Below are 26,151 nucleotides of genomic sequence, written 5' to 3' on the forward strand. Positions count from 1 at the left end.
GGCGTACACAGGCTGGACACCCCGGCCGATAGGGTGGCCGCCGTGGCAGAGCTGAACGGAACGGACCGCGTCCTGATCGCCGGCACCGGCATGGCCGGAGCCCAGTGCGCCCTCGCCCTGCGGCAGGGCGGCTTCCGCGGGACGGTCGCCCTGGTCGGCGACGAGCCGCACCGCCCGTACGACCGGCCGCCGCTCTCCAAGGACGTCCTGCTCGGCAAGAGCGACTCCACCGCCTTCGACATCGACTGGGAGCAGCTCGGCGTCGACCTGCTGCTCGGCCGCCGCGCCACCGGCCTCGAACCCGGCGTCCTGCACACCGACGCCGGCCCGCTCGCCCACGACGCCCTGGTGATCGCCACCGGCGCCGAGGCCACCACCCTGCCCGGCGCCGCCGGCGCCCGCCTGCTGCGCACCCTCGACGACGCCCTGGCGCTGCGTGCCGACCTCACCCCCGGGACCAGGCTCGCCCTGGTCGGCGCCGGCTGGATCGGCGCCGAGACCGCCACCGTCGCCCGGCAGCTCGGCTGCCAGGTCACCGTCGTCGAGGCCGGCCCCGCCCCGCTGCCCGGCGCCCTGCCCGCCGAACTCGGCGCCCTGATGGCCCGCTGGTACGCGGACGCCGGCGTCGACCTGCGCTGCGGCACCGGCGTCGCCGCCGTCGAACCCGCCGGCCTGCTGCTCGCCGACGGCGGCCGGATCGCCGCCGACCACGTCGTCGTCGGCATCGGCGCCCGTCCGGCCACCGGCTGGCTCGCCGGCTCCGGCGTCGCCCTCGATGCGGCCGGCGCCGTCCTGGTCGACGAGCGGCTGCGCACGAGCGCCCCCGGCGTGTGGGCGGCCGGCGACTGCACCTCGTACCCCTCGCGCCGCTCCGGCACCCGGCTCACCGTCCAGCACTGGGACCACGCCCTGCAGTCCGGCGCCGCCGCGGCCGCCTCGCTGCTCGGCTCCGACGCCGCCTACGACCCGGTGCCGTATTTCTGGTCCGAGCAGTTCGGCCGCATGGTCCAGTACGCCGGCCGGCACGCCGACGCCGACGAACTGCTGTGGCGCGGCAGCCCGGACGAGCCGACCTGGTCGGTGCTGTGGCTGCGCGGCGGCGCCCCCGTAGCCCTGCTCGCCGTGGACCGGCCCCGCGACCTCAACCAGGCCAAGCGGCTGATCGAGCGGGGCACCCCGCTCGACCGCGCCCGCGCCGCCGACCCGGCCGTCCCGCTGAAGGCCGCCGCGGCCTGAGCCGCGCCCACCGGGGGCCGCCGCCCCGGGCGGTCGTCCGGTCACGATCCGCCATCGGTACCGGGCGGACGGTGCGGGCTGCGTGCGCGCGGGGCCCGGCAGGTGGCAGTCTGGTGCCGTGAGTGAGATCGATCCCAAGATTGACGCCCTGGTCCCAGCCTGGATGTACCTGCCCGACATCTCCGAACTGTGGGGAGTGCAGGTCACCGAGGTCCGCAACATGGTGAAGTCCAACACCCTGCTGGCCGTCCGCCGGGGGGAGAACAAGTCGCTGCAGGTGCCCGCCGCGTTCATCACGCCGGAGGGCCCGGTCAAGCACCTGATCGGAACCCTGACCGTCCTGCGGGACTCCGGCTTCAGCGACGAGGAGATCCTCGAGTGGCTCTTCACCGAGGACCCGTCGCTGCCCGGCAGCCCCATCCAGGCCCTGCACGAGAACCGCGCCACCGAGGTCAAGCGCCGCGCCCAGGCGATGGCGCTCTGATGCCGGACCCGCGCGAGCAACTGGCCGACGCCCGGCTCTACCTGTGCACCGACGCCCGCCGCGAGCAGGGCGACCTGGCCGAGTTCCTCGACGCCGTGCTGGCGGGCGGCGTGGACATCGTCCAGCTCCGGGACAAGAACCTGGAGGCCCGGCAGGAGCTGGAGTACCTGGAGGTCTTCGCCGACGCGGCGCGCCGCCACGGCAAGCTCTTCGCGGTCAACGACCGCGCGGACGTCGCGCACGCCGCCGGTCCTCAGGTGCTGCACCTCGGGCAGGACGACCTGCCGGTGCCGGCGGCCCGGGCCGTCCTCGGCGAGGACGTCCTGATCGGGCGGTCCTGCCACGCCGAGAGCGAGGTCGACGCGGCGATCGCCGAGGCCGGCGTCGACTACTTCTGCACCGGCCCCGTCTGGCCCACCCCCACCAAGCCCGGCCGCCCGGCACCCGGCCTCGGCCTGGTCTCCTACGCGGCGAAGGCCGTGACGGACCGTCCGTGGTTCGCCATCGGCGGCATCGACGAGACCAACCTCGACGAGGTGCTCGCGGCCGGGGCGCGGCGGATCGTCGTCGTCCGCGCCATCACCGCCGCCGAGGACCCGGGCGCGGCAGCGGCCTCCCTGGCCCGGCGCATCCGCGAAAGCTAGCCCATCAGGGGCGCGCGGGGAACTGCGCAATGCGGATGTGGGCGACCGTGCGGATCAGGGCCCAGCCTCGTTCCGTACGGCGACCCACTCCCGGACTGCGCAGTTCTCCCCCAGCCTTCGGCCGGGAGGTGCCCCCACGCGCCCCTTTTGTGCCTCCCCTACGTCAAGCCGTTCCTCAGTGCTTGCGGATGGTGGCGGCTTCGGCGAGGGCGAGGAGGGTGGGGCGGGCGGGGCCGTCGGCGAGGGGGGCGGCGTCGAGGGCGGCGAGGGACTGTTCGAGGAGTTCCTCGATGCGCCGTTCGACGCGGTCGGCCGCGCCGCTGCGCTCCACCAGCTCCCGCAGGACGGGGATCTCCTCGGCCGTCAGGTCGGCCGCGCCGAGCCGCTCGTCGAGGTGCCGGGCGTCCGCGGGCGCGAGCCCCCGCATCGCGTGGGCGACGAGGAGCGTCCGCTTGCCCTCGCGGAGGTCGTCCCCGGCGGGCTTGCCGGTGACCGCAGGGTCGCCGAAGACGCCGAGCAGGTCGTCGCGGAGCTGGAAGGCCTCGCCGAGTGGCAGCCCGAACGCCCCGTAGGCCTCGACGAGTTCGGGTCCGGCGCCGGCGAGCAGGGCGCCGACCTGGAGCGGCCGTTCGATGGTGTACTTCGCGGACTTGTAGTGCAGGACGGTCTGCGCCCGGTCGAGCGCCCCTGCGTCGGCGGAGTCCCCGGCGACCGGTTCGAGGACGTCGAGGTACTGCCCGACCATGACCTCGGTGCGCATGAGGTCGAAGACGGGCTTGGCGGCCCGCACCGCGTCGTCCGGCAGCCCGGAGCTCTGGAAGAGCTCGTCGCACCAGATCAGCAGCAGGTCGCCGAGCAGGACGGCGGCGCTGGCGCCGTACTGCTCCCGGTCGCCGCGCCAGCCGTGCTCGCGGTGCAGGCCCTCGAAGCGGCGGTGGACGGAGGGCAGGCCGCGGCGGGTGTCGCTGCGGTCCATGAGGTCGTCGTGGACGAGGGCGCTGGCCTGGAGGAGTTCGAGGGCGGCGGCGGCGTCGGCGATGCCGGGGTGGTCGGCGGAGCCGCCGGCACCGCGCCAGCCCCAGTAGCAGAAGGCGGGCCGCAGCCGCTTGCCGCCGTCGAGCAGGAAGTCCCGCAGTGCCTCGGAGACCGGGCCGAGCTGGGGGGAGATGCCGGCGAGCAGGGTGCTCCGGCCGTCCATGAACGCGGCGAGCGCTGCGTTCACGCGGTCGCGCACGGCCTCACGGTCGATCGGGTTGGCCGGCAGGCTGGTGGGGGAGGGCACGGTGGGACTCCGGATCATTGGGCTGACAATCAGCCTATCCGGCGGCCGTCCCCGTCCCGAATCGGTGCTCCGACCCGGCGGACCGCGACCGGCGGGTGGCCCCGTGACGCCGTGTCCCACGTGCACGTCTCATTCAGTGGACTACGTTTGGTCACCCTCCGCGGCTGACCGCTAGCCTGCCACCATGGCACTCGGCATCCCCTCCACCCGGACCGACCACGCGCCGACCGTCCGGGATCTGCTGGCGGCCGGTGACCGGTCGTTCTCGTTCGAGTTCATGCCGCCGCGCAACGAGGTCGGCGAGCGCCGCCTCTGGGACGCGATCCGCCGGGTCGAGGCGCTCGACCCCAACTTCGTCTGCATGACCTATGGCGCCGGGGGCTCCTCGCGCAGCCGCACGGTCAACATGGTCGGCCGGATCGCGACCGAGACCACCCTGACCCCGGTCGCCCACCTGACCGCCGTCGAGCACTCGGTGGCCGAGCTGCGCAACATCATCGGCCAGTACGCCGACGAGGGCGTGCGCAACGTGCTCGCGGTGCGCGGCGACCCGCCCGGCGACCCGATGGGCGAGTGGGTCCGGCACCCGGAGGGCGTCACCTACGCCTACGAGCTGGTCGAGCTGATCAAGGGGATCGGCGACTTCTGCGTGGGCGTGGCCGCCTTCCCGCAGATGCACCCGCGCTCGGAGAACTGGGACGACGACATCCGCCACTTCGTCGCCAAGTGCCGGGCCGGCGCGGACTACGCGATCACCCAGATGTTCTTCGAGGTCGAGGACTACCTGCGGCTGCGCGACCGGGTCGCGGCGGCGGGCTGCACCACGCCGATCATCCCGGAGATCATGCCGGTCACCAACATCCGGCAGCTGGAGCGCTTCCCGCAGCTGTCCGGCTCCGACTTCCCGGAGGAGCTGAAGGCCCGCTTCCTGGCCGTCGCCGACGACCCGGAGGCGGTGCGGGCGGTGGGCATCGAGCACGCCACCGCGATGTCCGAGCGGCTGCTCGCCGAGGGCGCGCCGGGCCTGCACTTCATCACCCTCAACCACTCCACCTCCACGCTGGAGATCTACCAGAACCTCGGCCTGCACCGGCGCTGAGACCGGTCCCGTCACGGATGCAGTGGTGTTCGTCCGCAGCCTGTACAGTCGCCCGCACATGCGGCGCGCGCGAGTGGAGGTAGCGGGATGGGCATCGGGTACCTGCTGCTGTACGCCGCCCTCGCGGTCGTCGCGCTCTGGCTGATCGCCGAACTCCTGCTGCAGAACCGCGCCCCGGTGGTGTGGCGCGGCGTCGCCCTCGCGGGCTTCCTCACCGTGGTCGGCGGCATGCGGCTGCAGTCGGTGCTGGTCATCGGCATCGGCGCGGCCGCCTTCGCGGTCGGCCAGTTCTTCGTGACCACCTCGGTGAAGCGCGGCTTCGTCGCCGGCTGGTCGCTGCGGGGCCCGGACGGCAGCCTGCCCGGTCCGCTGGCCCGTGTCCCGCTGCTGAGCGCCGCCACCGGCGGTGCGGCCGGGGCCGCGGAGACGGCGCTGCCCGAGCCGCCGGTCGTCGGCGCGGTGGGCCCGGTCGAGCCCGACCTGGCCCTCGCCGCGTACACCGAGGTCGAGGAGATCGCCGCCGACGGTGTCTACGCCGAGCCGCAGGCGTACCAGCAGCAGGAGCAGCCGGCCTGGACCCAGCAGGCCGTCCCGCAGCAGCCCGTCTACCAGGACGCGTACGCGCAGCAGCAGGCCGGCTACGGCTGGGACCAGCAGTGGGCGGCGCAGCAGCAGGCCGCCTACGCCCAGTACCAGCAGCCGGACCCGTACGGCCAGCAGGTCGCCCACGCCCAGCAGGCCGTCTACGGCTGGGACCAGCAGGACCCGTACGCCGCGCAGCAGTTCGCCGCCCAGCAGGCGCAGCAGGCGCAGCAGGCCCAGCAGCAGGGCTACTACTACCAGCAGGGCTGGGAGTACCAGCAGCAGGCGGCCGTCCCGCAGCAGCAGGGCCACTACCAGCAGCAGACCTGGGACTACCAGCAGCAGGGCTGAGCGGTGGGCCGGGTCAGGCCGGGCCGACCAGCCCGGCGGTGATCGAGGCGGACATGCCGACCCGGGCGAGCCCGCCGCCGGGGTGGGCGCCGCCGCCGATCCGGTACAGCCCCGGGACGCGGGTCCCGTTCGGCGGGTTGAGGGTGCCGCCCGCGAGTGAGGGGACGGGCACCCACTCCGTGGACCGCACCTCCCGCCAGAGCACCCGCTCGCGCAGGTCCAGCCCGGACTTCGCCAGGTGGTCGAGCAGGTGGCCCGCGTAGGCGTCCAGGTCGTCGCCCTCCTGCACCCCGCAGGTGACGGTGAGGGTCACCGCCTCGTGGCCGGCGTCCGGGACCAGCGACGGGTCGTCCGGCCGCAGCACCTGCACGGTCGGCCCCTCGGGGACGCTGTCCCCGTGGAGCAGCGCCTCCGTCTCCCAGCCCGCGCCCTCGGCGTGCACCACCGTCCGGTGCACGGTGCCCTCCGGCCGGGCCCCGCGCAGCGCGAGCAGCACCCGCACCCGGCCCAGGCCGCTGCCCGGCTTCTCCCACCCGAGGCCCGGGTCGGGCGAGGAGGAGAGCACCAGGTCGGCGTCGATCCGCTCGCCGTCGGCCGTCAGCACCCCGCAGGCCCGGCCGCCCGCGGTCAGCACCTCGGTCACCCGGGTGCCGAAGCGGAACTCGGCCCCGCGCTGCTCGCAGCGGCGGAACACCGCGTCGGCCAGCACCCGGATACCGCCGCGGACGTACCAGACGCCGAAGGACTGCTCCATGTACGCCAGCACGGTCGCCCCGGCCGGGGCGTCGGGCCCGAGGCCGAACCGGGTCGCGTACTCGGTGAGCAGCGCCGTCAGCCCCGGGTGGCCGCCGAGCTCGCGGCGGGCCACGTCGTCGAGGCTGTACGAGCCGCGCGGCAGCCACTTGGCGGGACCGCGGCGCGGCGGCCGCGGGTACGGGTCGGCGAGCCGGCCTTCGGGCAGCGGCTCCTCCATCAGCGGGCGGCGGGTGGCCTCCCACACCGCCCGGCCGCGGTTCATCACCTCGCCCCAGCGGTCGCCGGACCCGGCGCCGAAGGCGGCGTCCAGCGCCCTGGCGACGCCGCCGCGGGAGGCGTTCGGCAGGACCAGGTCGGTGCCGTCCGGGAAGAGGTGCCGGCTCTCCGGTTCCACCGGGACGAGCTCGACCAGCTGCTCCAGCGGCTCACGGCCGCTCTTCAGCGCCAGGTCGCGGTAGACGGCCGGCAGGTTGAGCACACCGGGCCCGGTGTCGAAGGCGAAGCCGTCCCGCTCGTACCGGCCGACCATGCCGCCGTACGTCGGGGCGGCCTCGCAGACCGTCACCCGGTGGCCGAGGGTACCGAGCCGGGCCGCTGCCGCGAGTCCGGCCATGCCTGCGCCGATGATGACGATCCGTGCCATGGGAGCCGATCCTACGGGCGAACCTCCGGACGGCGGCACGCGGTCGGTGCAGGGGAGCTCCGGGTGACCACTCGGGGGCGCGGGGACTACGCGGTCCGGGGCGGTGCACGCGGCAAGCCGGGAGCAGCCGACACAGGTTCCCCCGCGCCCCTACGGGGGTCAGTACTGCGGCTGGGCGGTGGCCCCGGCCCGGGCGGCGCGGCGTTCGCGGCGGCGCTGGAGGAAGCGGCGGATGCGGGACACCGCGAACCAGACCAGCAGCACCCCCACCACCAGCAGCACCGCGGCCGCCGAGGCAGCCACCCACGGGTGGAAGACCGCCAGGGTGACCAGGCCGGCCACCGAGAGGTCCTCCAGCAGGCTGACCACGATGTTCGAGGCCGGCTCGGGCGAGGTGTTGACCGCCATCCGCAGTGAGGCCTTGATGCCGTGGCTGACCAGCGCCGTCGTACCGCCGAGCGCACCCGCGGCGACCTCGCTCAGCGACCCCGGGTCGTTGCTCGCCATCAGCACGCCGACGACCGTGCCCGCGGCCGGGCGGATCACGGTGTGCACCACGTCCCACACCGAGTCCACGTACGGGATCTTGTCGGCGACCGCCTCGCAGAGGAACAGCACCGCTGCGGCGATCAGCACGTCCGTGCGCTCCAGCGCGGGCGGCACGGACTCCGCGCCGCCGAACCGGCCGAACAGGCCGAGCAGCAGCACCACGGCGTAGGCGTTGACACCGCTCGCCCAGCCGCTGGTGAAGATCAACGGGATGATGCTCAACTCTGCTCCCCTCCGGCAGGGCCGCCCGACACCCGGGCGGTCGGGACGTACCGTACCGGTGCTGCAAGGACGCGCGGCACGGCCCGCCGGTTCCCGGGCCGGCCGCCCGCCGGGGGGCTGAGTACGGATACTCAGGTCCGCGAATGAGTACGCCGACGGATGCCACCTGACCTGCGGGGACGCCATAGTGGTGGGCGCCGGGCGGGGCAACCGCAACACACCGCCCGGGATGCGACAGGGCCATCCGCCGCCAGTGGGGGACCGGCGGGCCGGCCCGGTCGCGCTGCACGGGCCGATCGGGGCCGCGCACCGCCGGCACGGGGCGGCGGAGCGCGGTCCGGGGGGACGGCCCGACCGGGGGACCGGAGGCCGGGGGAACGGCCTCCGGCAGACGTGCGGGGCGGCAGCGCCCGGCCGGACGGCGACGGGGGTGCCGGTCCGGCCCGGGACTGCCGCCCCCGCCGCATCTCCTGCCACCGTGGCCCCCCGCGCCCCGGCCGGACCGTTCGCACCCGGGATTGTCAGTGGCGGTTGCCACGCTGGAGGGGCGCGGGCCGCCCGGTCCGGGCACCCGCATCGGACCGGGGGAGACCATGACCATCAGCCGCCCCGAGCGCGTCACCCGCCACCCTGTCGCCGACACCCTGCCCGCCGGACGCACCCGCGCCGCCGATGTCCACCCCGTGGTGCGGCGCGCGGACGCCCCGCCCGCCGCCCTCGACCTGCTCCGCCAGGCCCACCGCACCCTCACCGCCGCCCGCAGCCTGCCGGACCCGCTGGAGCGTTACGCCACCGCCCACCTCGCCGCGCTGCGCACCACCGCCGCGGTGCTCGCCGTGCGCGGCCGGCCCGACCCCCACCCGCGCCGCCGCAAGGCCATCCGCAGCGCCTGGGAGCTGCTGCCGGGGGTCGCGCCCGAGCTCGCCGAGTGGGCCGGCTACTTCGCCGCGGGCGCACGGCGCAGGGCCGCCGCCGAGGCCGGTATCCGCACCGCCGCCACCGCCCGCGACGCCGACGACCTGATCCGCAACACCGGCCTGTACCTGCGCATCGTCGAGCGCCTGCTCGGCCTCGGTCCGGCCGTCCCCCAGCAGCCCTTACCGCTGGCGGAGTGACCGGCGCAGGGCCCCGCACCGGCCCGCGGTGCTCGGGGCCCGTCGGCGGGCGGCGCAGGGCCTAAGGTGGTGGCGTTCGGTGATCGATCCCAGTACCGAGGAGCCCCGCCGTGTACCCGACGCGTCCCCGCAGTGCCCTGCGTACCGCCGTGGTCTGGGAGGTGCTGCGCACCGCCCTGGAGCAGCGCGCCGCGGAGCTCGACCGGCCGGTGCTGGACGTCCTCGACACGGGCGGCGGCACCGGCAACTTCGCCGTGCCGGTGGCCCGGCTCGGCCACCGCGTCACGGTCGTCGACCCGAGCCCGGACGCGCTGTTCGCGCTGGAGCGGCGCGCCGCCGAGGCCGGTGTCACCGACCTCGTCCGGGCGGTGCAGGGCGACACCCAGACGCTGCCCGAGGTGGTCGAGGCCGGCTCGGCCGACGCGGTGCTCTGCCACGGCGTGCTGGAGGTCGTCGACGACCCGGCGGAGGCGCTCGGCAGCCTCACCGGCACGCTGCGCAAGGGCGGTCTGGTGAGCCTGCTCGCCGCCAACCGCAACGGCGCGGTGCTCGCCCGCGCGCTGGCCGGCCACTTCGTCGAGGCCCGCACGGTCCTGGACGCCGAGGACGGCCGCTGGGGCGCCGGCGACCCGATGCCGCGCCGCTTCACCGGCGAGGAGCTGTCCGGCCTCGCCGCCGCGGCCGGCCTCCAGGTTCGCTCCGTGCACGGTGTACGGGTCTTCGCCGACCTCGTCCCCGGGGTGCTCGTCGACACCGAACCGGGCGCGATGGAGGCCCTGCTCAAGCTGGAGCTGGCCGCCGCCGAGGACCCCGCCTTCCACGCCGTCGCCACCCAGCTCCACCTGCTGGCCGCCCTCGTCTGAGCCCGCCGCCGGGCCGCCCGGGCGGCCCTGGTCTGCGGAGATTCCGATGATCCGGGCACTTGTGCGCGGGCAGGCGCGTTGGCACCGGTGCAGGGCGGCTCCGAAGTGGTCGATGGCACGTGTCCACGACCACCCCGTACAGGCCCTGTGGACCGTATGATCTGGGTAAAGCCGGAAAGCATGACACCCGAACGCCTGGGGCATATGGACCACACAGGATCAGGCCCAGGGGTGGCGGACCGGTCGCCCCGCGACCGACGAGTAGGAGGACTCCGTGCCGCTCTCGGAGCACGAGCAGCGACTGCTCGAGCAGATGGAGCGAGCGCTGTACGCCGAAGATCCCAAATTCGCGTCAGCGCTTGAGGGAACCGGCCTGCGCACCTACACCCGTCGGAGGGTCTACCTGGCCGCCGCAGGGTTCGTGGCTGGCGTCGGTCTCCTGATGGGAGGCATGGTCGCCCAGCTGATCTGGGTGAGCGTGATCGGTTTCCTGGTGATGCTTGGCTGCGCGGTCCTCGCCGTGACCGGTTGGCGGCGCGGTGCCCTCGGGCACGGATCGGGCCCCAAGGCATCCCCTGCTCCCCGCCGCAAGGCGAACGTGATGGACCGGATGGAACAGCGCTGGCAACGACGCCGCGACGAACACGACGGCCTCTAGGACCTCTGGACCACGAGCGACCACCGCCGGGGGCGGACAGTTCACCGGACTGTCCGCCCCCGGCGCCGTTCTCCGGCGATCGGGAGTGCGGCCGGTCAGGACCGGCCGTCCTCCTCGGGCGGGCGCCGCAGCACCCGGCGTACGGCCCCGCGGACCGCACCCGCCAGTGCGTCGAAGCGGCCGCGCACCGCCTGCTGCACCGCGCCGACCCGCTCGGTGGCCCGCCACCACAGGCGCGCCGCCGACGGCGGCAGCAGCACCGCCCGCAGCCGGCCGTACCGGCCGACCGAGGCCCGCAGCGCGTCACGGGTGGCGAGCACGTCCGCGCCGAGCGGCGGCACCGGCCCGGTCTCCCGGGCGTACAGCACCTGCTCGGTGGCGAGCGCGACCCGGCCCGCCGCCGCCTGCGCCTGCCCGTCCAGCAAGCCGAGCTGCGCGATCCGCGCCACGGTGCGGCGCGGCGTACTGGCGTCGTCCGGCGGAATGCCGAGGTCCCAGGCCGAGTCGATCAGCTCCTGCCAGGCGGCCAGCACCTGCGCGTCGCTCAGCGCCTTCCGCTCGGCGCCCGCCAGGTGCCGTCCGGCTCCGAGCCGGCGCCGCCGCAGCCTCGCCCGCCACAGCGCCGGCACCGCCAGCAGCGCCAGCGCCAGCGCCACCAGCGAGTACGTCGCCAGCGCCCGCCAGGACAGCCACCACGGCTCGCCCTGCACGGTCTGCGTTGCGGCGGTCTGCTGGTCCGAGCAGTCCTCCGCACGGTGGCCGGCGCCGCAGCTGTTGGTCGCACCCGGCGAGGCCGAAGCGGCGTCGCTCGGCTGGTCGCTCGGCTGCGCGGTGGTCGCGCCGGCCGACGGGGCGGTCTCCGGGCGGGTGTAGTTCGGCACGATCGCGCCCTGCCCGGCCGACGGCGTCGGCTCGAACCGGACCCAGCCGGTGCCCGCGAAGTACAGCTCGGGCCAGGCGTGGTAGTTGGTCGACCGCACGACGTACACCGCGCCGTCGCTGGAGCTGCCCGGGGTGAAGCCGATCGCCACCCGGGCCGGGATGCCGAGGGTCCGGGCCATCGCGGCCATGGTCGACGCGAAGTGCACACAGAAGCCCCGCCGGTCCTGCAGGAACTTCAGGATCGCGTTGGTGCCGGTGCCGGCCTCGATGTCGGTGTCGTAGTGGAACTGCGGCGAGGTGAACCAGTCCTGCAGCGCCACCGCCCGGTCGAAGGCGTTGTCCTTGCCCGCCGTCACCTCCTGCGCCGTCTTCGCGACCTGGGCCGGCAGCGAGTCCGGCAGCTGCAGGTACCGCCCGGGCAGGTCGGGCGGGACGGGTCCGGCCGAGCGCAGCTGCTCGGCGGTCGGCCGCACGTCCAGGCTGGTCACGTCGTAGGTGAGGCCGTCGGTCTTCTGGCCGTCCGCGCCGACCAGGGTACGGGTGTCCGGCTCGTACCGCCAGTTGCCCTGCACCGACACCGAGCTCGCCGGGTACGGCACCGGCAGCCAGTCGGTCCGCAGGTTCTCCGAGATCGCCACATGGGTGCTCGCCTGGGTGACCGCGACCGCCGAGGACAGGCCGGCGGGCTTCGGGAGCGGCTCCGGCCGCTGCTGGAGCTTCTGCGGGGAGAACCGCCAGTCGACGCCGTTGAACTCGTCCAGCGCGCCGATCCGCAGGTACATCTCGCCGACCGACTGCGCGGTGGTGCGGTACTGCAGCAGCGGCACCGGGTCCGTCCGGTGCAGGCTCTCGGTCAGTGCCACCACCGGGTTCAGCGAGGTCACCCGGTACCCGGAGCCGCTGCCGGTGCCCGAGCCGCTGCCGCCGATCGCACCGACCAGCCCCAGACCCGCCTGCGGCAGGAACGCGGGCACCGCCACCGCCAGCACCAGCGCGATCACACCGACCCGGTGCCCGTTGTGCACCGGCGGCGTGTTCGTCGCCTTGCCGGTGCCGCTGAACACCCGGCCCCAGCGCGACAGCCGGTCCTGGCCCTCCGCGCGGAGCAGCAGCAGGTAGCCGCCGGCCGCGGGCAGGAACCAGATCCACGAGCCCGAGCCCACCCCGGACAGGCCGCAGCCCACCGAGTACAGCGCCAGCAGCGGCAGACCGGCCGCCGCCGCCCGGCGGTGGGTGACCGCCAGCGCGTCCACCAGCACCGCGATCAGGGCGACCGAGCCGACCAGCACCAGCCGCAGGCCCGCCGTGTCCGGCGCAGGCACCGCGTACTGGCCGAGGTCCGTGCCGGCCTGAGTGAGCAGTGAGCTCAGCGCGTCGAGCGCCCGCCCGCCGGGCAGCAGCCCCCAGGTCATCGACCGGCGCACCGACAGCAGCATCAGCGCGTATAGGACGATCAGCAGCTGCAGCGGCGTGACCGCCCAGCCGGCGACGGCCAGCCGGCGCAGCCCGGCGCCGGCCGCGGCCGCGACCGCCACCAGCAGGAGGGCCTGCACGAACCAGCCGTGCGTGGTGACCAGCGGCAGCAGGCACAGCGAGGTGAGCGCGGTCGCCGTTGCCGCGTTGATCGTCAATCGGGCCCGGGTGGTCACGCGCCGACCTCGTCTCGGTAGGGGCTCGACTGCTCGGTGCGGTCGGCCGAACGCCACAGCTCGGGCAGCGAGGCGCCGGCCTTCACCGGCAGGACCGTCCAGCCGGCCCGCCGCAGCATCTTCTGCTGCTCCTCGAAGGCGCCGTCCCCGGTGTTCGGCAGCAGGTGCCGCAGGCCCGCCCAGGTCGCCGTGTCGAGCAGGAACAGCACCGCGCCGGCGGCCCGGCGGCGCAGCCCGCAGAGCCGCTCCAGCTGCTCGGAGTCGAGCGAGCCGACGATCGCGACGAGCAGGCCCTCGCCGCCGCGCAGCACCTCCTCGGCGCGGGCCAGCCCGCCGCCGTCGGAGTGGTCGACGACCGCGAGCTCGTCCAGCAGCAGCCCGTTCGCCTCGGCGGGCGTGGTGCTGGCCGGGTTGCCCGCGGACGGCACCGCGTGGCCGGTGTCGGTGACCAGCCGCGTCCGGTAGCCGCGGTCCACCAGGTGGACGCCGACGGACGCGGCGCAGCTCACCGCCCACTCGAAGGACGAGCCGGGCCCGGTGCCGCGGTGCGCGATCTCCCGGGTGTCCAACAGCACCGCGGCGTGCGCCCGCAGCGGCTGCTCCTCGCGGCGGACCATCAGCTCGCCGTACCGCGCGGTGGACTTCCAGTGCACCCGGCGCAGGTCGTCGCCGTGCCGGTACTCGCGCGGGATCACGTCGTCGTCGCCGGCCAGCGCCAGCGCGCGGGCGTTGGTGTCGCCGTGCCCGGCCCGCTCGCCCGGCAGCCGCACCGGCGGCAGCGGCACCACCTGCGGCACCACGGTGAGCACGTCGGAGGCGTTGAACGAGCGGCCCAGCTCGCACATCCCGAACGGGTCGGACAGCCGCAGCTGCAACGGACCCAGCGGGTAGCGGCCGCGCAGGTCCGAACGGACCCGGTAGGACACCTCGCGGTAGCCGTGCGGCTCGACCCGGTCCAGCACGAACCGCGGCCGCGGCCCGAGCACGTACGGGACGCGGTCCTCCAGCATCAGCACACCGGTGGGCATCCGGGACACGTTGTCCAGCCGCAGGTGCACCCGGGCCTCCTGGCCCGCCGGCGCCCGGTGCGGGGACAGCCGGCGGCCGCCCGCCACCCGGTAGCGGGTGCGCAGCAACCAGACCGCCGAGGCCAGCGGCAGCGCCGCCAGCAGCACGCCGACCCGCAGCAGCGCGTCCTGCCCGAAGACGTACGCGCACAGCGAGGCGGTGATCCCGGCGGCGAGGAAGGAACGCCCGCGGGTGGTCAGCCCGTGCAGCCCCGACCGCAGTCCGTGCGGCGCCTGCCCGGCCTGCGGCGGAGGGTTCTCGCCCGCGGCCACGTCAGCCGCGCCCCAGCGGACGGGGGATCGGCAGCCGCGCGACCAGGTCCAGCACGACCTGCTCGGCGGTGCGCCGGTTCAGCCGGCTCTCGGCGGTCGGCAGCAGGCGGTGCGCCAGCACCGGCACGGCCAGCCCCTGCACGTCGTCCGGCACCACGTAGTCGCGGCCCTCCAGCGCGGCGGCGGCCCGGGCGGCCCGCACCAGGTGCAGGGTGGCGCGCGGCGAGGCACCGAGCCGCAGCTCCGGGTGGGAGCGGGTGGCGGCGACCAGGTCGACCGCGTAGCGGCGCACCGCGTCGGCGACGTGCACCGAGCGGACCACCTCGATCAGCTTGAGGATGTCGGCGGCGTGCGCGACCGGCTGCAGGTCCTCCAGCGGGTTGGCGCCGGCGTGCACGTCCAGCATCGCGAACTCCGCGTCGGCGCTGGGGTAGCCGATCGACACCCGGGCCATGAAGCGGTCCCGCTGGGCCTCGGGCAGCGGGTAGGTGCCCTCCATCTCGACCGGGTTCTGGGTCGCCACGACCATGAACGGCGAGGGCAGCTCGTAGCTGGTGCCGTCGATGGTGACCTGGCGCTCCTCCATCGACTCCAGCAGCGCCGACTGGGTCTTCGGCGAGGCCCGGTTGATCTCGTCGCCGACGACGATCTGCGCGAAGATCGCGCCCGGCCGGAACTCGAAGTCCCGCTGGTGCTGGTCGAAGACGTTGGTGCCGGTGACGTCCGAGGGCAGCAGGTCCGGGGTGAACTGGATGCGGCGCACCGTGCAGTCCACGGACCGGGCCAGCGCCTTGGCGAGCATGGTCTTGCCGACGCCGGGCACGTCCTCCAGCAGCAGGTGGCCCTCGGCCAGCAGTACGGTCAGCGCGATCCGGACGGCCTCCGGCTTGCCCTCGATGACGCTCTCCACCGACGCGCGGATGCGCTCGGCCACCGCGCCCAGCTCCTGGAGCCCCGCGGGCCTGCGGGCCGCGAAACCGTCGGAACGGGTCGCGCCCGCCGTGCCCTGCGTGTTGTAGGTCGTCACCCGTTCGCTCCCATGTGGACCACTTGTGCCGGCTCAGGCGGCCGGCTGCACCGATGGCGCACCGCCCGGGCGGGCGTGCGAGTCCGGCGAGGAGTGGCACGGGCGGTGGGCGTGCGGCGGGCCGCCCCGGGTGGATCGGGGCCGGGCCTGCACGGGCATTCTTCCCTGTCGCACGGCCGGAAGTCACTCGGGCGGGCGAGACGCGTGCAGTGTCCCGGTTCGTCCCGACACCGATGACGCCCGGGACGGGAGCCCGTTCGGGGAGCGGACCCGGACGACGCTGGCCGGGTGGGGAGCGGTCGTCCGCCCCGGTCGGGGCGGACGCGAACTCAGACGATCTCGCGGAGCAGCCCGGTGTGGACGTCGAAGACGAAGCCGCGGACGTCGTCGGTGTGCGGCAGGAACGGCGAGGTACGGACCCGCTGCATGGACTGGCGGACGTCGCCGTCCAGGTCCACGAACGCCTCCACCGCCCACTGCGGGCGCTGGCCGACCTCGGCCTCCAGCTCGCGGCGGAAGTCCTCGGTGAGGCCGAGCAGACCGCAGCCGGTGTGGTGGATCAGCACCACCGAGCGGGTGCCGAGGGCACGCTGGCTGATGGTGAGCGAGCGGATGGTGTCGTCGGTGACGACGCCGCCCGCGTTGCGGATGATGTGCGCGTCGCCGAGCTCGAGGCCGAGCGCGGCGAACAGGTCGAGGCGGGCGTCCATGCACGCCACCACGGCCACCTTCTGCACGGGTCGGGCGTCCATGCCGCCGTCGCGGAACTCGACTGCGTACTCGCGGTTCGACGCCACGAAGCGGTCGATGATGTCGGAGGTGGGACTGGCAGCGGCATTCGGCACGGGCCGGTCGGGGGTCACTGTCATGGTGACGAAGGTAATCCGAATCCCGGGGCCGTGGTGCGGGCGGCCGCGGGCTGTGATCGAGTCCATAGCCGCGCTGCGCCGCAGGCCGGGTGGGTTGCGCCGTTCCTCCCGGTATGCCCGGCGCGGGCCGCCGCGGTGCGCCCGGCCGGCCCGCTCGGGACACGACGGCCGTGACCTGCGCCGGTCCGTACCGCCGCCCGGGTGGCGCTCCGTCGGGGAGCGTTGACTCGGCGTGAGCGGGCGATAGTCTGGCGGCGCAGTGGAGCACGGCCCCCGCGCCCCGCCGACGCCCCCTCGGGGCCGGCAGCCGGGGCGCTCCCGTACGCGGCCCGCGGCCTCCACCCGCTCCTGTGCCTCCTGGCGCACCTTCCCCGGTGCCGGGCGGTCACCTTCCCCAGGCGAGCGGGCGGGGACCGCGGGCCGCGTGCGTCCGGGCGGTCCGCGCCCCGGCGGCCGGATCCGCTCCGGCGGTGGGCGAGAATGGGGCCAGCCGTCCGGGCCCGGGCGGCCGCACCGAGGAAGGGCGCCACCGCGCGATGTCCAACGAGAGTCCGGCACCCAAGCACGTCCCGGTGATGCTGCAGCGCTGCATGGACGCGCTGGCCCCGGCGGCCTCCGCGCCCGGCGCCGTGGTGGTCGACGCCACCCTGGGCCTCGGCGGCCACAGCGAGGCGATCCTCACCCAGTTCCCCGGGGCCCGGCTGGTCGCGGTGGACCGCGACCCCGCCGCGCTGGAGCTCTCCGCGCAGCGCCTGGCCCCCTTCGGCGACCGGGCCACCCTGGTGCACGCCGTGTACGACGAGATCCCGCAGGTCCTCGACGACCTGGGCATCCCCGAGGTGCACGGCGTCCTGTTCGACCTCGGCGTCTCGTCGATGCAGCTGGACGAGGCCGACCGCGGCTTCGCCTACGCCCAGGACGCCCCGCTCGACATGCGGATGGACCAGACCCGCGGCCTGAGCGCCGCCGAGGTCCTCAACACCTACAGCCACGGAGACCTCGCCCGGATCCTCAAGGTCTACGGCGAGGAGCGGTTCGCCGGGAAGATCGCCTCGGTGATCGTCCGCGAACGGCAGAAGGAACCGTTCACCACCAGCGCGCGTCTCGTCGAATTGGTACGCAACGCCATCCCGGCGGCGACCCGGCGCACCGGCGGCAACCCGGCCAAGCGCACCTTCCAGGCCCTGCGGATCGAGGTCAACGGGGAACTGGAGGTGCTGGACCGGGCGATCCCCGGCGCACTGGAGCGCCTCGCGGTCGGCGGCCGGATCGTGGTCATGTCCTACCAGTCCCTGGAGGACCGCCTGGTCAAGCAGTACTTCCAGGCCGGCGCCACGTCCACCGCTCCGCCCGGGCTGCCGTTCGTACCCGAGGAACTCCAGCCCTGGCTGAAGTTGCACACCCGCGGCGCGGAGCTGGCCACCGAGGCGGAGATCGAGGAGAACCGGCGCGCCGCGCCCGTCCGGCTGCGCGTGGCGGAGAGGATCAGGGCGACCCGGCGCTGACCGGGGAGGACGGCGAGCGAGGAACGGCGAGAGGGAGGGCGCAGTGCCGGTGGCCGGCGGTGGGCCCCTGCTGCCCGCGGGCGGGCGGGGCGGTCGGACCCGAAGGAGCGGCGCGCTCCCGGGGCAGACGGGACGGGGGCGGATCACCGCCCGCCCGCAGACCCGGTCGGTCCGCGGACGGACACCGTTCGCCGTGCTGATCGTCGTGCTGCTCTCGGCCGGGCTGCTCGGCCTGCTGATGCTCAACACCGCCCTCAACGAGGGTTCCTTCGAGCTGTCCCGGCTGAAGAAGCAGACCACCGACCTGACCGACGAGAAGCAGGGCCTGCAGGCGCAGATCGACCAGAACGCCGCACCCGACGCACTCGCCCGCCGCGCCCGCGAACTGGGCATGGTGCCCGGCGGCGGCCCGGCCTTCCTGCAGGACGACGGCAAGGTGCTCGGCAAGCCCGGCCAGGCCCAGGACAGCCCGCCGGTCAAGCGGCCCGAGGACGCCTCCGCCGCCCCCTCGGCCCCGTCCGGTGATCCCTCCGCCGCGGCCGGAACGGCGTCCCGGTCGCCGGGTGCGGGCGACGACGGGGTGCAGATCGCACCCGCCCCGCCGGCCGCTCCCACCTCGACGGCCCCGCACCCCGGGAGCGGACGATGAGCACACCGCGCCGCCCGCAGGGCCCCGGCGACCGCCGCCCGCACCGCCCCGGGGAGCCCGGCCGCAAACCCGCCGACCGGGCCCGCACCCCCCGCCCGCGCAGCGCCGACCAGGCCCGCCGGACACCCCCGCGCCCCGACCGGGGCCGTGCCGCCGACCCGCGCGCCGCCCATCCGGCCCGCCGCCCGCAGCGTCCCGCGGCCCGCCCGCAGCCGCGCATGATCCGCCTCGCCGACCCGCGCAAGCGGCTGCGGCTGGCCGGCATCGCGCTGGTCGTCGTCTTCACGGTCTTCGCCGGGCGGCTCGTCCAGCTGCAGCTGCTCGACTCGCACGCGCTCGCCTCCGAGGCCGGCGCCAACCAGTACGTGCCGGTCGTGCTGTCCGCGGAGCGCGGCTCGATAACGTCCAGCGACGGCACCGTCCTGGCGACCACCGTCGACGCCTACGACATCACCGCCGACCCCACGCTGTTCACCCCCGAGGCCACCCACGTCCCGGACGCGCCGGAGCAGGCCGCCGCGCTGCTCGCGCCGATCCTCGGCGTGCCCAAGGAGAAGATCGCCGGGCTGCTGCACCTCAACCCGAAAAACCCGAAGAGCCGGTACGCGCTGCTCGCCCCCCGGCAGACCCCGGAGGCGAAGAACAGGATCGCCGACCTGCGCGCCGACCTGGCCAAGCAGGCCGACACCAAGGCCTGCCGGGGGCAGCGCCAGCTGCTCGGCAAGCCCGTGGACAAGGGGGGCCGGACCGCGGTCGACACCGCCTGCGCCAACACCCTCGCCGGGGTGGTCTGGTCGCCCAGCAAGCGCCGGGTCTACCCGGCCGGCGACCTCGCCGGAAACCTGGTCGGCTTCGTCAACGCCGAGGGCACCGGCACCGGCGGGCTGGAGCTGCAGTACCAGAAGGACCTGGCCGGCGTGGACGGGCGCTCCACCTACGCCTCGGTCGGCGGGCGGATCGTGCCCGGCTCCGGCGGCGGCATGCAGGCGCCGGTGCCCGGCACCGACCTGCGGCTGACCATCGACAAGGACATCCAGTGGGCCGCCCAGCGGGCCATCACCGACCAGGTCGCCAACGCCGGGGCGGAGAAGGGCTACGTCGTCGTCCAGGACGTGAAGACCGGCCGGGTCCTCGCCATGGCCACCTCGCCCGGCCTGGACCCGAACAAGCTCGCCTCGGCCCGGCCCGAGCAGCTCGGCAACGCCGCCGTCCAGGACGCCTACGAGCCCGGCTCCACCGCCAAGCTGATGACCATGGCCGCGGTGCTGGACACCGGCACCGCGACCTGGGACACCCACGTCACGGTGCCCAACACGCTGCAGCGCTCCGACCGGGTCTTCCACGACGACGTCGACCACGAGACCTGGTACCTGACGCTGGCCGGCGTGCTCGCCAAGTCCTCCAACATCGGCACCATCGAGGCCGCCGAGCACCTGGGCAAGGACCAGGCCCAGGCCAACCAGGTGCTCGGCGGCTACCTGCAGAAGTTCGGGATCGGGCAGCCCACCGGACTCGGCTTCCCCGGCGAGACCCGCGGCATCCTCGCCAAGCCGGAGGACTGGAAGGGCTCGCAGCAGTACACCATCCCGTTCGGGCAGGGCCTGTCGGTCAACGCCCTGCAGGCCACCTCGGTGTTCTCCACCATCGCCAACGGCGGGGTGCGGGTCGCGCCCGGCATGGTCATGGGCACCACCGGCCCGGACGGCCGCTACACCCAGTCCCCGCCCGGCGCGCAGACCCGGGTGGTGAGCGAGGCGACCGCGAAGACGCTGACCGAGATGCTGGAGTCCGTCGTCACCGACGAGCAGGGCACCGGCACCAAGGCCGCGATCCCCGGCTACCGGGTGGCCGGCAAGACCGGCACCGCCAACCGCGTGGACCCGAAGACCGGCCGGTACTCCGGGTACACCGCCTCCTTCATCGGCTTCGCACCGGCCGACCAGCCCCGGGTCACCGTCTCCTGCGTGATCCAGGACCCGGTCAACGGCCACTTCGGCGGCCAGCTGTGCGGCCCGGTGTTCAAGCAGGTGATGGAGTTCGCCCTGAAGACCCTGCGGGTCGCGCCCAGCGGCAGCGAGGCGCCGAACCTGCCCGTCGACTGGAAGCCCTGATGAACGACGCCCCCGACCACCGCAGCAGCGATCCGCGCCCGGCGGAGCGGAACGACGGGGGCACCCCCGCCCGGTTTGGCCCTGGAGGCCCTTCGGCCGATACCCTGCCCGCCGTGCCGAAACCCGATCAAATCTCCGCGAGCCCGCCCCGCCCCTCCAGCCCGGCGGCGCTGCCGCTCGCCGAGGTCGCCCGACAGCTGGGCCTGGCGCCCGCAGAGGGCCCCGGGGTCACCGGCATCACCCACGACTCCCGGGCGGTGCGCCCCGGCGACGTGTACGTGGCGTTCCCCGGTGCCAACCACCACGGCGCCGCCTTCGCCGGGCAGGCGGTGGCGGCGGGCGCCGTCGCCGTGCTGACCGACCCGGCCGGCGCCGAGCTCGCCCGGGACGCCGGTGCGCCGCTGCTGGTGGTGGACAACGTCCGCGGTGCGATGGGCCACCTCGCCGCCGCGGTGTACGGGCGCCCCAGCGAGCAGCTGCTGATGATCGGCCTGACCGGCACCAACGGCAAGACCACCACCTCCTACCTGGTCGAGGCCGGACTGCGCGGCGGCGGCCTGCTGCCCGGGGTGATCGGCACCGTCGAGATGCGGGTCGGCAGCGAGCGGATCAAGAGCGAGCGCACCACCCCCGAGTCCACCGACCTGCACGCCGTCCTCGCGGTGATGCGCGAGCGCGGCGCGGCCGCCGTGGTCATGGAGGTCTCCAGCCACGCCCTGGTCTTCGGCCGGGTCGACGGGGTGCTGTACGACGTCGCGCTGTTCAACAACCTCACCCCCGAGCACCTCGACTTCCACCCGGACATGGAGGACTACTACCGGGCCAAGGCCCGGCTCTTCCAGACCGACAAGGCCCGCCGCGGGGTGGCCAACCTCGACGACGCCTACGGCCGCCGGCTGGCCGGCGAGGCGCCGATCCCGGTGGTGACCTTCTCCGCGAAGGGCGACCCGGAGGCCGACTGGCGGGCCGTGGACGTCCAGCTCGGCCCGGCCGGCTCGACCTTCCGCGTGGTCGGCCCGGACGGCGCCGCCGCGGACGCCTCGGTGCCGCTGCCCGGCCCGTTCAACGTGGCCAACGCGCTCGGCGCGATCACCGCCCTGGTCACCGCCGGCGTGCCGCTGCACTCCGCGGTCGCCGGGGTCGCCGCCTCGACCGGCGTGCCCGGCCGCCTGGAGCGGGTCGACGCCGGCCAGCCGTACGTCGCCGTGGTCGACTACGCGCACAAGCCGGACGCCCTGAAGGCCGTCCTGGAGTCGCTGCGCGAGGTCACCAAGGGCCGGCTGCACGTGGTCGTCGGCTGCGGCGGCGACCGCGACCCGTTCAAGCGCGGCCCGATGGGCGCCATCGCCGCGCGGATCGCCGACACCGCCGTGCTGACCAGCGACAACCCGCGCTCCGAGGACCCGCTGGCGATCCTCACCGCGATGCTCGCCGGCGCCGCCGAGGTGCCCGAGGAGGAGCGCGGCGAGGTGCTGGTGGTGCCGGACCGCGCCGAGGCGATCAGGCACGCCGTCGCCCGGGCGCACGCCGGGGACACCGTCCTGGTGGCCGGCAAGGGCCACGAGGTCGGCCAGTACGCGAAGGGCGAGGTCCGCCCGTTCGACGACCGTGAGGAGCTGCGCGAGGCCATCGCGCGGACCGTCCGCCCCCAGCAGGCCACCGCCCGCCCCGAGCAGGCCCCCGAAGGAGAGCAGCCGTGATCGCACTGACCCTCGCCGAGGCCGCCGCGGCGGTCGGCGGCACGCTCGACGGCGCCGACCCCGAGACCGTGGTGACCGGGGCGGTCGTGGTGGACTCCCGCCAGGTGCAGCCCGGCGGCCTGTTCGTCGCCGTGGTCGGCGAGCAGGTGGACGGGCACGACTACGCCGCCAAGGCGATCGGGGCCGGCGCCGTCGCGGTGCTGGCGTCCCGTCAGGTCGGCGTGCCCGCGATCCTGGTGGACGACGTGGTGGCGGCCCTCGGCCGGCTCGCCCGCGCCGTCGTGGAGCGCGCCACCGGCACCGCCGTGGTCGCCCTCACCGGCTCCTCCGGCAAGACCAGCACCAAGGACCTGATCGCCCAGGTGCTGCAGCGCCGCGGCGAGACCGTCTACCCGCCCGGCAACCTCAACAACGAGATCGGGCACCCGATGACGGCCCTGAGGGTCGAGCCCGCCACCAGGCACCTGGTGCTGGAGATGGGCGCCCGGCACAAGGGCGACATCGAGTACCTGACCGGCATCACCCCGCCCAGCATCGCGATCGTCCTCAACGTCGGCAGCGCCCACGTCGGCGAGTTCGGCTCCAAGGAGGGCATCGCGCAGGCCAAGGGCGAGATCGTCGAGGCGCTCGGCGCCGACGGCGTCGCCGTCCTCAACGCCGACGACCCGCTGGTGCGGGCGATGGCGAGCCGCACCAAGGGCCGCGTCGTGCTCTTCGGCGAGAGCCGGGACGCCCACGTCCGTGCAGCCGACGTTCGCCTGGACGCCACCGGACGGCCGTCCTTCACGCTGATCACCCCAGCCGGTTCCGCACCCGTGAACCTGCGCCTGTACGGTGAGCACCACGTCTCGAACGCCCTCGCCGCCGCAGCGGTGGCGGTGGAGCTCGGGATGCCCGTCGACGACACCGCCGAAGCGCTCAGCGAGGCGGGTGCGCTGTCCCGCTGGCGCATGGAGGTCGTCGACCGGGCCGACGGTGTCACCGTCGTCAACGACGCCTACAACGCGAACCCGGACTCGATGCGGGCCGCACTCCGGGCGCTGGTGTCGATGGCCGGCCGCGGCCCGGAGCGCCGCCGCACCTTCGCGGTGCTCGGGGAGATGCGGGAGCTCGGCGAGGACAGCCTCGACGAGCACGACGCCATCGGGCGGCTCGCCGTCCGGCTCGACGTCACCAAGCTGGTGGCGGTGGGCGGACGCGAGGCGGCCTGCATGGAACTCGGCGCGAGGAACGAAGGTTCGTGGGGTGAGGAGTCGGTGCTGGTGTCCGACGCGGACGCGGCGATCGAGCTGCTGCGCAGTCAGCTGCAGCCTGGGGACGTGGTGCTGGTGAAGGCCTCCCGTTCGGCCGGCCTGGAGAAGGTCGCTGAGGCCCTGCTCGCCGATGGGGCCGCTCAGTGAAGCAGATCCTCTTCTCCGGCGGCATCGGACTGATCCTGTCGCTGCTGGGCACGCCCGCCCTGATCAAGCTGCTGGCCAAGCACGGCTACGGCCAGTACATCCGCGACGACGGCCCCAAGGCCCACCACAGCAAGCGCGGCACCCCCACCATGGGCGGCATCGCGTTCATCCTGGCGACGCTGATCGCCTACTTCGCCACCAAGGCGATAACGGGCGAGTCGCCCACGGCTTCCGGTCTGCTGGTGCTGTTCCTGACGGCGGGTCTGGGCCTGGTCGGCTTCCTCGACGACTACATCAAGGTCGTCAAGCGTCGCTCCCTCGGCCTGCGGGCCAAGGCGAAGCTGCTCGGCCAGTCCTTCGTCGGCCTCGCCTTCGCCGTCCTGTCGCTCCAGTTCGCCGACAGCCGCGGACAGACTCCCGCCTCCACCAGCCTGTCGTTCGTCAACGACTTCAAGTGGTCGATCGGCCCGGTGCTGTTCGTCATCTTCGCCTACTTCATGATCGCCGCGATGTCGAACGGCGTGAACCTCACCGACGGCCTCGACGGCCTCGCCACCGGCGCCTCGGTGATGGTCTTCGGCGCGTACGTCTTCATCGGCGTCTGGCAGTACGGCCAGACCTGCGCCCACATGATCACCGCCACCGCGAGCTGCTACGAGGTCCGCGACCCGCTCGACCTCGCCGTCGTCGCCTCCGCCCTGATGGGCTCCTGCTTCGGCTTCCTGTGGTGGAACACCTCGCCCGCCAAGATCTTCATGGGTGACACCGGCTCGCTCGCCCTCGGCGGCGCCCTCGCCGGCCTCGCCATCTGCTCCCGCACCGAACTGCTGCTGGCCCTGCTCGGCGGCCTGTTCGTGATCATCACCCTGTCCGTGATCATCCAGGTCGGCTCGTTCCGGATGACCGGCAAGCGCGTCTTCAAGATGGCGCCGCTCCAGCACCACTTCGAGCTCAAGGGCTGGAGCGAGGTGCTCATCGTCGTCCGCTTCTGGATCATCCAGGGCCTGTGCGTCGCCGTCGGCCTCGGACTCTTCTACGCAGGATGGGTGGCCGGATGACGGAGAACCCCGACTGGAACGGCCTGAGGGCCGTCGTGGCGGGCCTCGGCCTGTCCGGCGTCAGCGCCGCCCGGGTGCTGCGCGACCTCGGCGCCGACGTCACCGTCGTCGACGGCGGCGACGGCCCCGCACTGCGCGCCAAGGCCGCCGACCTCACCGGCATCGCCGTCCGCCTCGGCGACGGCGCGACCCTCCCCGAGGGCACCGAACTGATCGTCACCTCGCCCGGCTGGCCGCCGAACAGCCCGCTGTTCGTCGCCGCCGAGCAGGCCGGCGTCCCCGTCTGGGGCGACGTCGAACTCGCCTGGCGGCTGCGCCGCCCGCACCCGGCGACCGGAGAACCCGCCCCCTGGCTGGCCGTCACCGGCACCAACGGCAAGACCACCACCGTCCAGATGCTCGCCTCGATCCTCACGGCGGCGGGAGAGCGGACCGCCGCCGTCGGCAACGTCGGCGTCTCCGTCCTGGACGCGGTGCTCGCCGAGGAGCCCTACGACGTCCTCGCCGTCGAACTCTCCAGCTACCAGCTGCACTGGGCGCCCTCGCTGCGCCCGCACTCGGCGGCCGTCCTCAACCTGGCGCCCGACCACCTCGACTGGCACGGCTCGATGGAGGCGTACGCCGCCGACAAGGGCCGCATCTACGAGGGCAACAAGGTCGCCTGCGTCTACAACCTGGCCGACCCGGCCACCGAGGCGCTGGTCCGCGAGGCCGACGTCGAGGAGGGCTGCCGGGCCATCGGCTTCGGCCTCGACGCCCCGAGCCTGTCGAACTTCGGCGTCGTCGACGGCCTGCTCGTCGACCGCGCGTTCGTCGAGGACCGGGCCAACAACGCGGCCGAGATCGGCTCCGTCTCCGACGTCGTGCCGGCCGCCCCGCACAACATCGCCAACGCCCTCGCCGCGGCCGCGCTCGCCCGCGCCTACGGCGTGGACGCCAAGGCCGTCCGTGACGGCCTGCGGGCCTTCCGCCCCGACGCGCACCGCATCGCGCGGGTCGCCGAGGTCGACGGGGTCACCTACGTCGACGACTCCAAGGCCACCAACACCCACGCCGCGGCGGCCTCGCTCGCCGCGTACGAACCGGTGGTCTGGATCGCCGGCGGACTCGCCAAGGGCGCGACCTTCGACGAGCTCGTGGCGGCCGCCGCCGACCGCCTCCGGGGGGCCGTGCTGATCGGCCAGGACCGCGAGCTGATCCGCGAGGCGCTGCTGCGACACGCCCCGGATGTCCCCGTCGTCGAAGCCGCCGCGGGCCAGACTGGCGCCGAGGCGATGGCGGACGTCGTCCGGACGGCGGCCTCGCTCGCCGAGCCCGGGGACACCGTCCTGCTGGCACCCGCCTGCGCCTCGATGGACATGTTCACCAACTACGGCGAACGCGGCGACCTCTTCGCCGCCGCGGTCCTGGACCTGATGGAATAGCGGAAACAGGCCGGACGGCACCAGCTGCCGTCCGGCCCGAGCGCGGGAGAGAC

General features: G+C 74.6%; 22 protein-coding genes. 15 read left to right on the top strand and 7 right to left on the bottom strand.

Translation table 11 applies throughout. From position 1 onward, the window contains the following. Positions 1 to 33: 33 nt before the first annotated feature. The 3 genes from KSNIM_RS27370 (at position 34) to thiE (ending at position 2,364) form a co-directional block, all read left to right on the top strand. Complete coding sequence (locus KSNIM_RS27370) at positions 34 to 1,236, top strand: NAD(P)/FAD-dependent oxidoreductase (protein WP_263105784.1); 1,203 nt, start codon at positions 34 to 36, stop codon at positions 1,234 to 1,236. A 118-nt stretch (positions 1,237 to 1,354) separates the two neighbouring features. Next, on the top strand, positions 1,355 to 1,720 hold the full coding sequence (locus KSNIM_RS27375) for an Rv2175c family DNA-binding protein (RefSeq protein ID WP_263105785.1): 366 nt from the start codon (positions 1,355 to 1,357) through the stop codon (positions 1,718 to 1,720). After that, positions 1,720 to 2,364 carry a thiamine phosphate synthase gene (thiE, locus tag KSNIM_RS27380; RefSeq protein WP_263105786.1) on the top strand — a complete coding sequence of 215 codons (645 nt, stop codon included), beginning with the start codon at positions 1,720 to 1,722 and terminating at the stop codon, positions 2,362 to 2,364. The genes KSNIM_RS27375 and thiE overlap by 1 nt, the downstream gene beginning before the upstream one ends. Before the next feature lie 175 nt (positions 2,365 to 2,539). Here thiE and KSNIM_RS27385 read toward each other — a convergent pair whose 3' ends face one another. Continuing rightward, complete coding sequence (locus KSNIM_RS27385) at positions 2,540 to 3,664, bottom strand: polyprenyl synthetase family protein (protein WP_263105787.1); 1,125 nt, start codon at positions 3,662 to 3,664, stop codon at positions 2,540 to 2,542. 166 nt (positions 3,665 to 3,830) lie between these two features. Between KSNIM_RS27385 and metF the strand changes: the two genes are divergently transcribed. Further along, on the top strand, positions 3,831 to 4,745 hold the full coding sequence (metF, locus tag KSNIM_RS27390) for a methylenetetrahydrofolate reductase [NAD(P)H] (protein ID WP_263105788.1): 915 nt from the start codon (positions 3,831 to 3,833) through the stop codon (positions 4,743 to 4,745). Between the two features lie 87 nt (positions 4,746 to 4,832). Beyond that, positions 4,833 to 5,678, top strand: coding sequence for a hypothetical protein (locus KSNIM_RS27395; RefSeq protein WP_263105789.1), 846 nt, complete (start codon positions 4,833 to 4,835; stop codon positions 5,676 to 5,678). Positions 5,679 to 5,691: 13 nt separating this feature from the next. Here the strand turns inward: KSNIM_RS27395 and KSNIM_RS27400 are convergent, their stop codons facing one another. Beyond that, complete coding sequence (locus KSNIM_RS27400) at positions 5,692 to 7,077, bottom strand: phytoene desaturase family protein (protein WP_263105790.1); 1,386 nt, start codon at positions 7,075 to 7,077, stop codon at positions 5,692 to 5,694. A gap of 159 nt (positions 7,078 to 7,236) precedes the next feature. Continuing rightward, on the bottom strand, positions 7,237 to 7,848 hold the full coding sequence (locus KSNIM_RS27405; protein WP_263105791.1) for a DUF4126 domain-containing protein: 612 nt from the start codon (positions 7,846 to 7,848) through the stop codon (positions 7,237 to 7,239). A 593-nt stretch (positions 7,849 to 8,441) separates the two neighbouring features. Between KSNIM_RS27405 and KSNIM_RS27410 the strand changes: the two genes are divergently transcribed. The 3 genes from KSNIM_RS27410 (at position 8,442) to KSNIM_RS27420 (ending at position 10,484) form a co-directional block, all read left to right on the top strand. After that, positions 8,442 to 8,963: an SAV_6107 family HEPN domain-containing protein gene (locus KSNIM_RS27410; protein WP_263105792.1), complete on the top strand. Its 522-nt coding sequence runs from the start codon at positions 8,442 to 8,444 to the stop codon at positions 8,961 to 8,963. A gap of 110 nt (positions 8,964 to 9,073) precedes the next feature. After that, positions 9,074 to 9,826 carry a methyltransferase domain-containing protein gene (locus tag KSNIM_RS27415; RefSeq protein WP_263105793.1) on the top strand — a complete coding sequence of 251 codons (753 nt, stop codon included), beginning with the start codon at positions 9,074 to 9,076 and terminating at the stop codon, positions 9,824 to 9,826. A 274-nt stretch (positions 9,827 to 10,100) separates the two neighbouring features. Continuing rightward, a complete protein-coding gene (locus KSNIM_RS27420; protein WP_030262858.1) occupies positions 10,101 to 10,484 on the top strand; it encodes a DUF3040 domain-containing protein in 384 nt (127 codons plus the stop codon). A 95-nt stretch (positions 10,485 to 10,579) separates the two neighbouring features. Here KSNIM_RS27420 and KSNIM_RS27425 read toward each other — a convergent pair whose 3' ends face one another. The 4 genes from KSNIM_RS27425 to KSNIM_RS27440 all read right to left on the bottom strand — a co-directional run bounded on the left by KSNIM_RS27425 (position 10,580) and on the right by KSNIM_RS27440 (position 16,251). Continuing rightward, positions 10,580 to 13,015: a DUF3488 and transglutaminase-like domain-containing protein gene (locus KSNIM_RS27425; protein ID WP_263105794.1), complete on the bottom strand. Its 2,436-nt coding sequence runs from the start codon at positions 13,013 to 13,015 to the stop codon at positions 10,580 to 10,582. Then, positions 13,012 to 14,355, bottom strand: coding sequence for a DUF58 domain-containing protein (locus KSNIM_RS27430; protein WP_263105795.1), 1,344 nt, complete (start codon positions 14,353 to 14,355; stop codon positions 13,012 to 13,014). The genes KSNIM_RS27425 and KSNIM_RS27430 overlap by 4 nt, the downstream gene beginning before the upstream one ends. A 1-nt stretch (position 14,356) precedes the next feature. Beyond that, positions 14,357 to 15,382, bottom strand: a complete 1,026-nt coding sequence (locus KSNIM_RS27435; protein ID WP_411543782.1) for an AAA family ATPase — start codon at positions 15,380 to 15,382, stop codon at positions 14,357 to 14,359. Positions 15,383 to 15,711: 329 nt separating this feature from the next. After that, a complete protein-coding gene (locus tag KSNIM_RS27440; protein ID WP_263105796.1) occupies positions 15,712 to 16,251 on the bottom strand; it encodes a beta-class carbonic anhydrase in 540 nt (179 codons plus the stop codon). Positions 16,252 to 16,787: 536 nt separating this feature from the next. Here KSNIM_RS27440 and rsmH point away from each other — a divergent pair. The 7 genes from rsmH (at position 16,788) to murD (ending at position 26,098) form a co-directional block, all read left to right on the top strand. Beyond that, positions 16,788 to 17,756 (top strand): 16S rRNA (cytosine(1402)-N(4))-methyltransferase RsmH, encoded by a 969-nt coding sequence (gene rsmH / locus KSNIM_RS27445; RefSeq protein ID WP_263105797.1) that lies wholly within the window; start codon positions 16,788 to 16,790, stop codon positions 17,754 to 17,756. A gap of 193 nt (positions 17,757 to 17,949) precedes the next feature. After that, positions 17,950 to 18,405, top strand: a complete 456-nt coding sequence (locus KSNIM_RS27450) for an FtsB family cell division protein (protein ID WP_263105798.1) — start codon at positions 17,950 to 17,952, stop codon at positions 18,403 to 18,405. Beyond that, positions 18,402 to 20,516, top strand: coding sequence for a peptidoglycan D,D-transpeptidase FtsI family protein (locus KSNIM_RS27455; protein ID WP_263105799.1), 2,115 nt, complete (start codon positions 18,402 to 18,404; stop codon positions 20,514 to 20,516). The genes KSNIM_RS27450 and KSNIM_RS27455 overlap by 4 nt, the downstream gene beginning before the upstream one ends. 113 nt (positions 20,517 to 20,629) lie before the next feature. Then, on the top strand, positions 20,630 to 22,216 hold the full coding sequence (locus KSNIM_RS27460; RefSeq protein WP_317634060.1) for a UDP-N-acetylmuramoyl-L-alanyl-D-glutamate--2,6-diaminopimelate ligase: 1,587 nt from the start codon (positions 20,630 to 20,632) through the stop codon (positions 22,214 to 22,216). Continuing rightward, a complete protein-coding gene (locus KSNIM_RS27465) occupies positions 22,213 to 23,616 on the top strand; it encodes a UDP-N-acetylmuramoyl-tripeptide--D-alanyl-D-alanine ligase (protein ID WP_263105800.1) in 1,404 nt (467 codons plus the stop codon). Before KSNIM_RS27460 ends, KSNIM_RS27465 begins: the two co-directional genes overlap by 4 nt. Next, positions 23,613 to 24,674, top strand: coding sequence for a phospho-N-acetylmuramoyl-pentapeptide-transferase (gene mraY / locus KSNIM_RS27470; protein ID WP_263105801.1), 1,062 nt, complete (start codon positions 23,613 to 23,615; stop codon positions 24,672 to 24,674). Before KSNIM_RS27465 ends, mraY begins: the two co-directional genes overlap by 4 nt. After that, positions 24,671 to 26,098, top strand: a complete 1,428-nt coding sequence (gene murD, locus KSNIM_RS27475; RefSeq protein WP_263105802.1) for a UDP-N-acetylmuramoyl-L-alanine--D-glutamate ligase — start codon at positions 24,671 to 24,673, stop codon at positions 26,096 to 26,098. The genes mraY and murD overlap by 4 nt, the downstream gene beginning before the upstream one ends. Positions 26,099 to 26,151: the final 53 nt, after the last annotated feature.

Origin of the sequence: Kitasatospora sp. DSM 101779 (assembly GCF_025655475.1) — a bacterium.
Taxonomy (GTDB): Bacteria; Actinomycetota; Actinomycetes; order Streptomycetales; family Streptomycetaceae; genus Kitasatospora.

What these genes read in the sequence shown, in the direction of transcription:
- metF (WP_263105788.1), top strand. Translation starts at nt 3,831, where the DNA reads ATGGCACTCGGCATCCCCTCCACCCGGACCGACCACGCGCCGACCGTC.
- KSNIM_RS27400 (WP_263105790.1), bottom strand. Translation starts at nt 7,077, where the DNA reads ATGGCACGGATCGTCATCATCGGCGCAGGCATGGCCGGACTCGCGGCA.
- thiE (WP_263105786.1), top strand. Translation starts at nt 1,720, where the DNA reads ATGCCGGACCCGCGCGAGCAACTGGCCGACGCCCGGCTCTACCTGTGC.
- KSNIM_RS27395 (WP_263105789.1), top strand. Translation starts at nt 4,833, where the DNA reads ATGGGCATCGGGTACCTGCTGCTGTACGCCGCCCTCGCGGTCGTCGCG.
- murD (WP_263105802.1), top strand. Translation starts at nt 24,671, where the DNA reads ATGACGGAGAACCCCGACTGGAACGGCCTGAGGGCCGTCGTGGCGGGC.
- KSNIM_RS27440 (WP_263105796.1), bottom strand. Translation starts at nt 16,251, where the DNA reads ATGACAGTGACCCCCGACCGGCCCGTGCCGAATGCCGCTGCCAGTCCC.
- KSNIM_RS27385 (WP_263105787.1), bottom strand. Translation starts at nt 3,664, where the DNA reads ATGATCCGGAGTCCCACCGTGCCCTCCCCCACCAGCCTGCCGGCCAAC.
- KSNIM_RS27410 (WP_263105792.1), top strand. Translation starts at nt 8,442, where the DNA reads ATGACCATCAGCCGCCCCGAGCGCGTCACCCGCCACCCTGTCGCCGAC.
- KSNIM_RS27455 (WP_263105799.1), top strand. Translation starts at nt 18,402, where the DNA reads ATGAGCACACCGCGCCGCCCGCAGGGCCCCGGCGACCGCCGCCCGCAC.
- rsmH (WP_263105797.1), top strand. Translation starts at nt 16,788, where the DNA reads ATGTCCAACGAGAGTCCGGCACCCAAGCACGTCCCGGTGATGCTGCAG.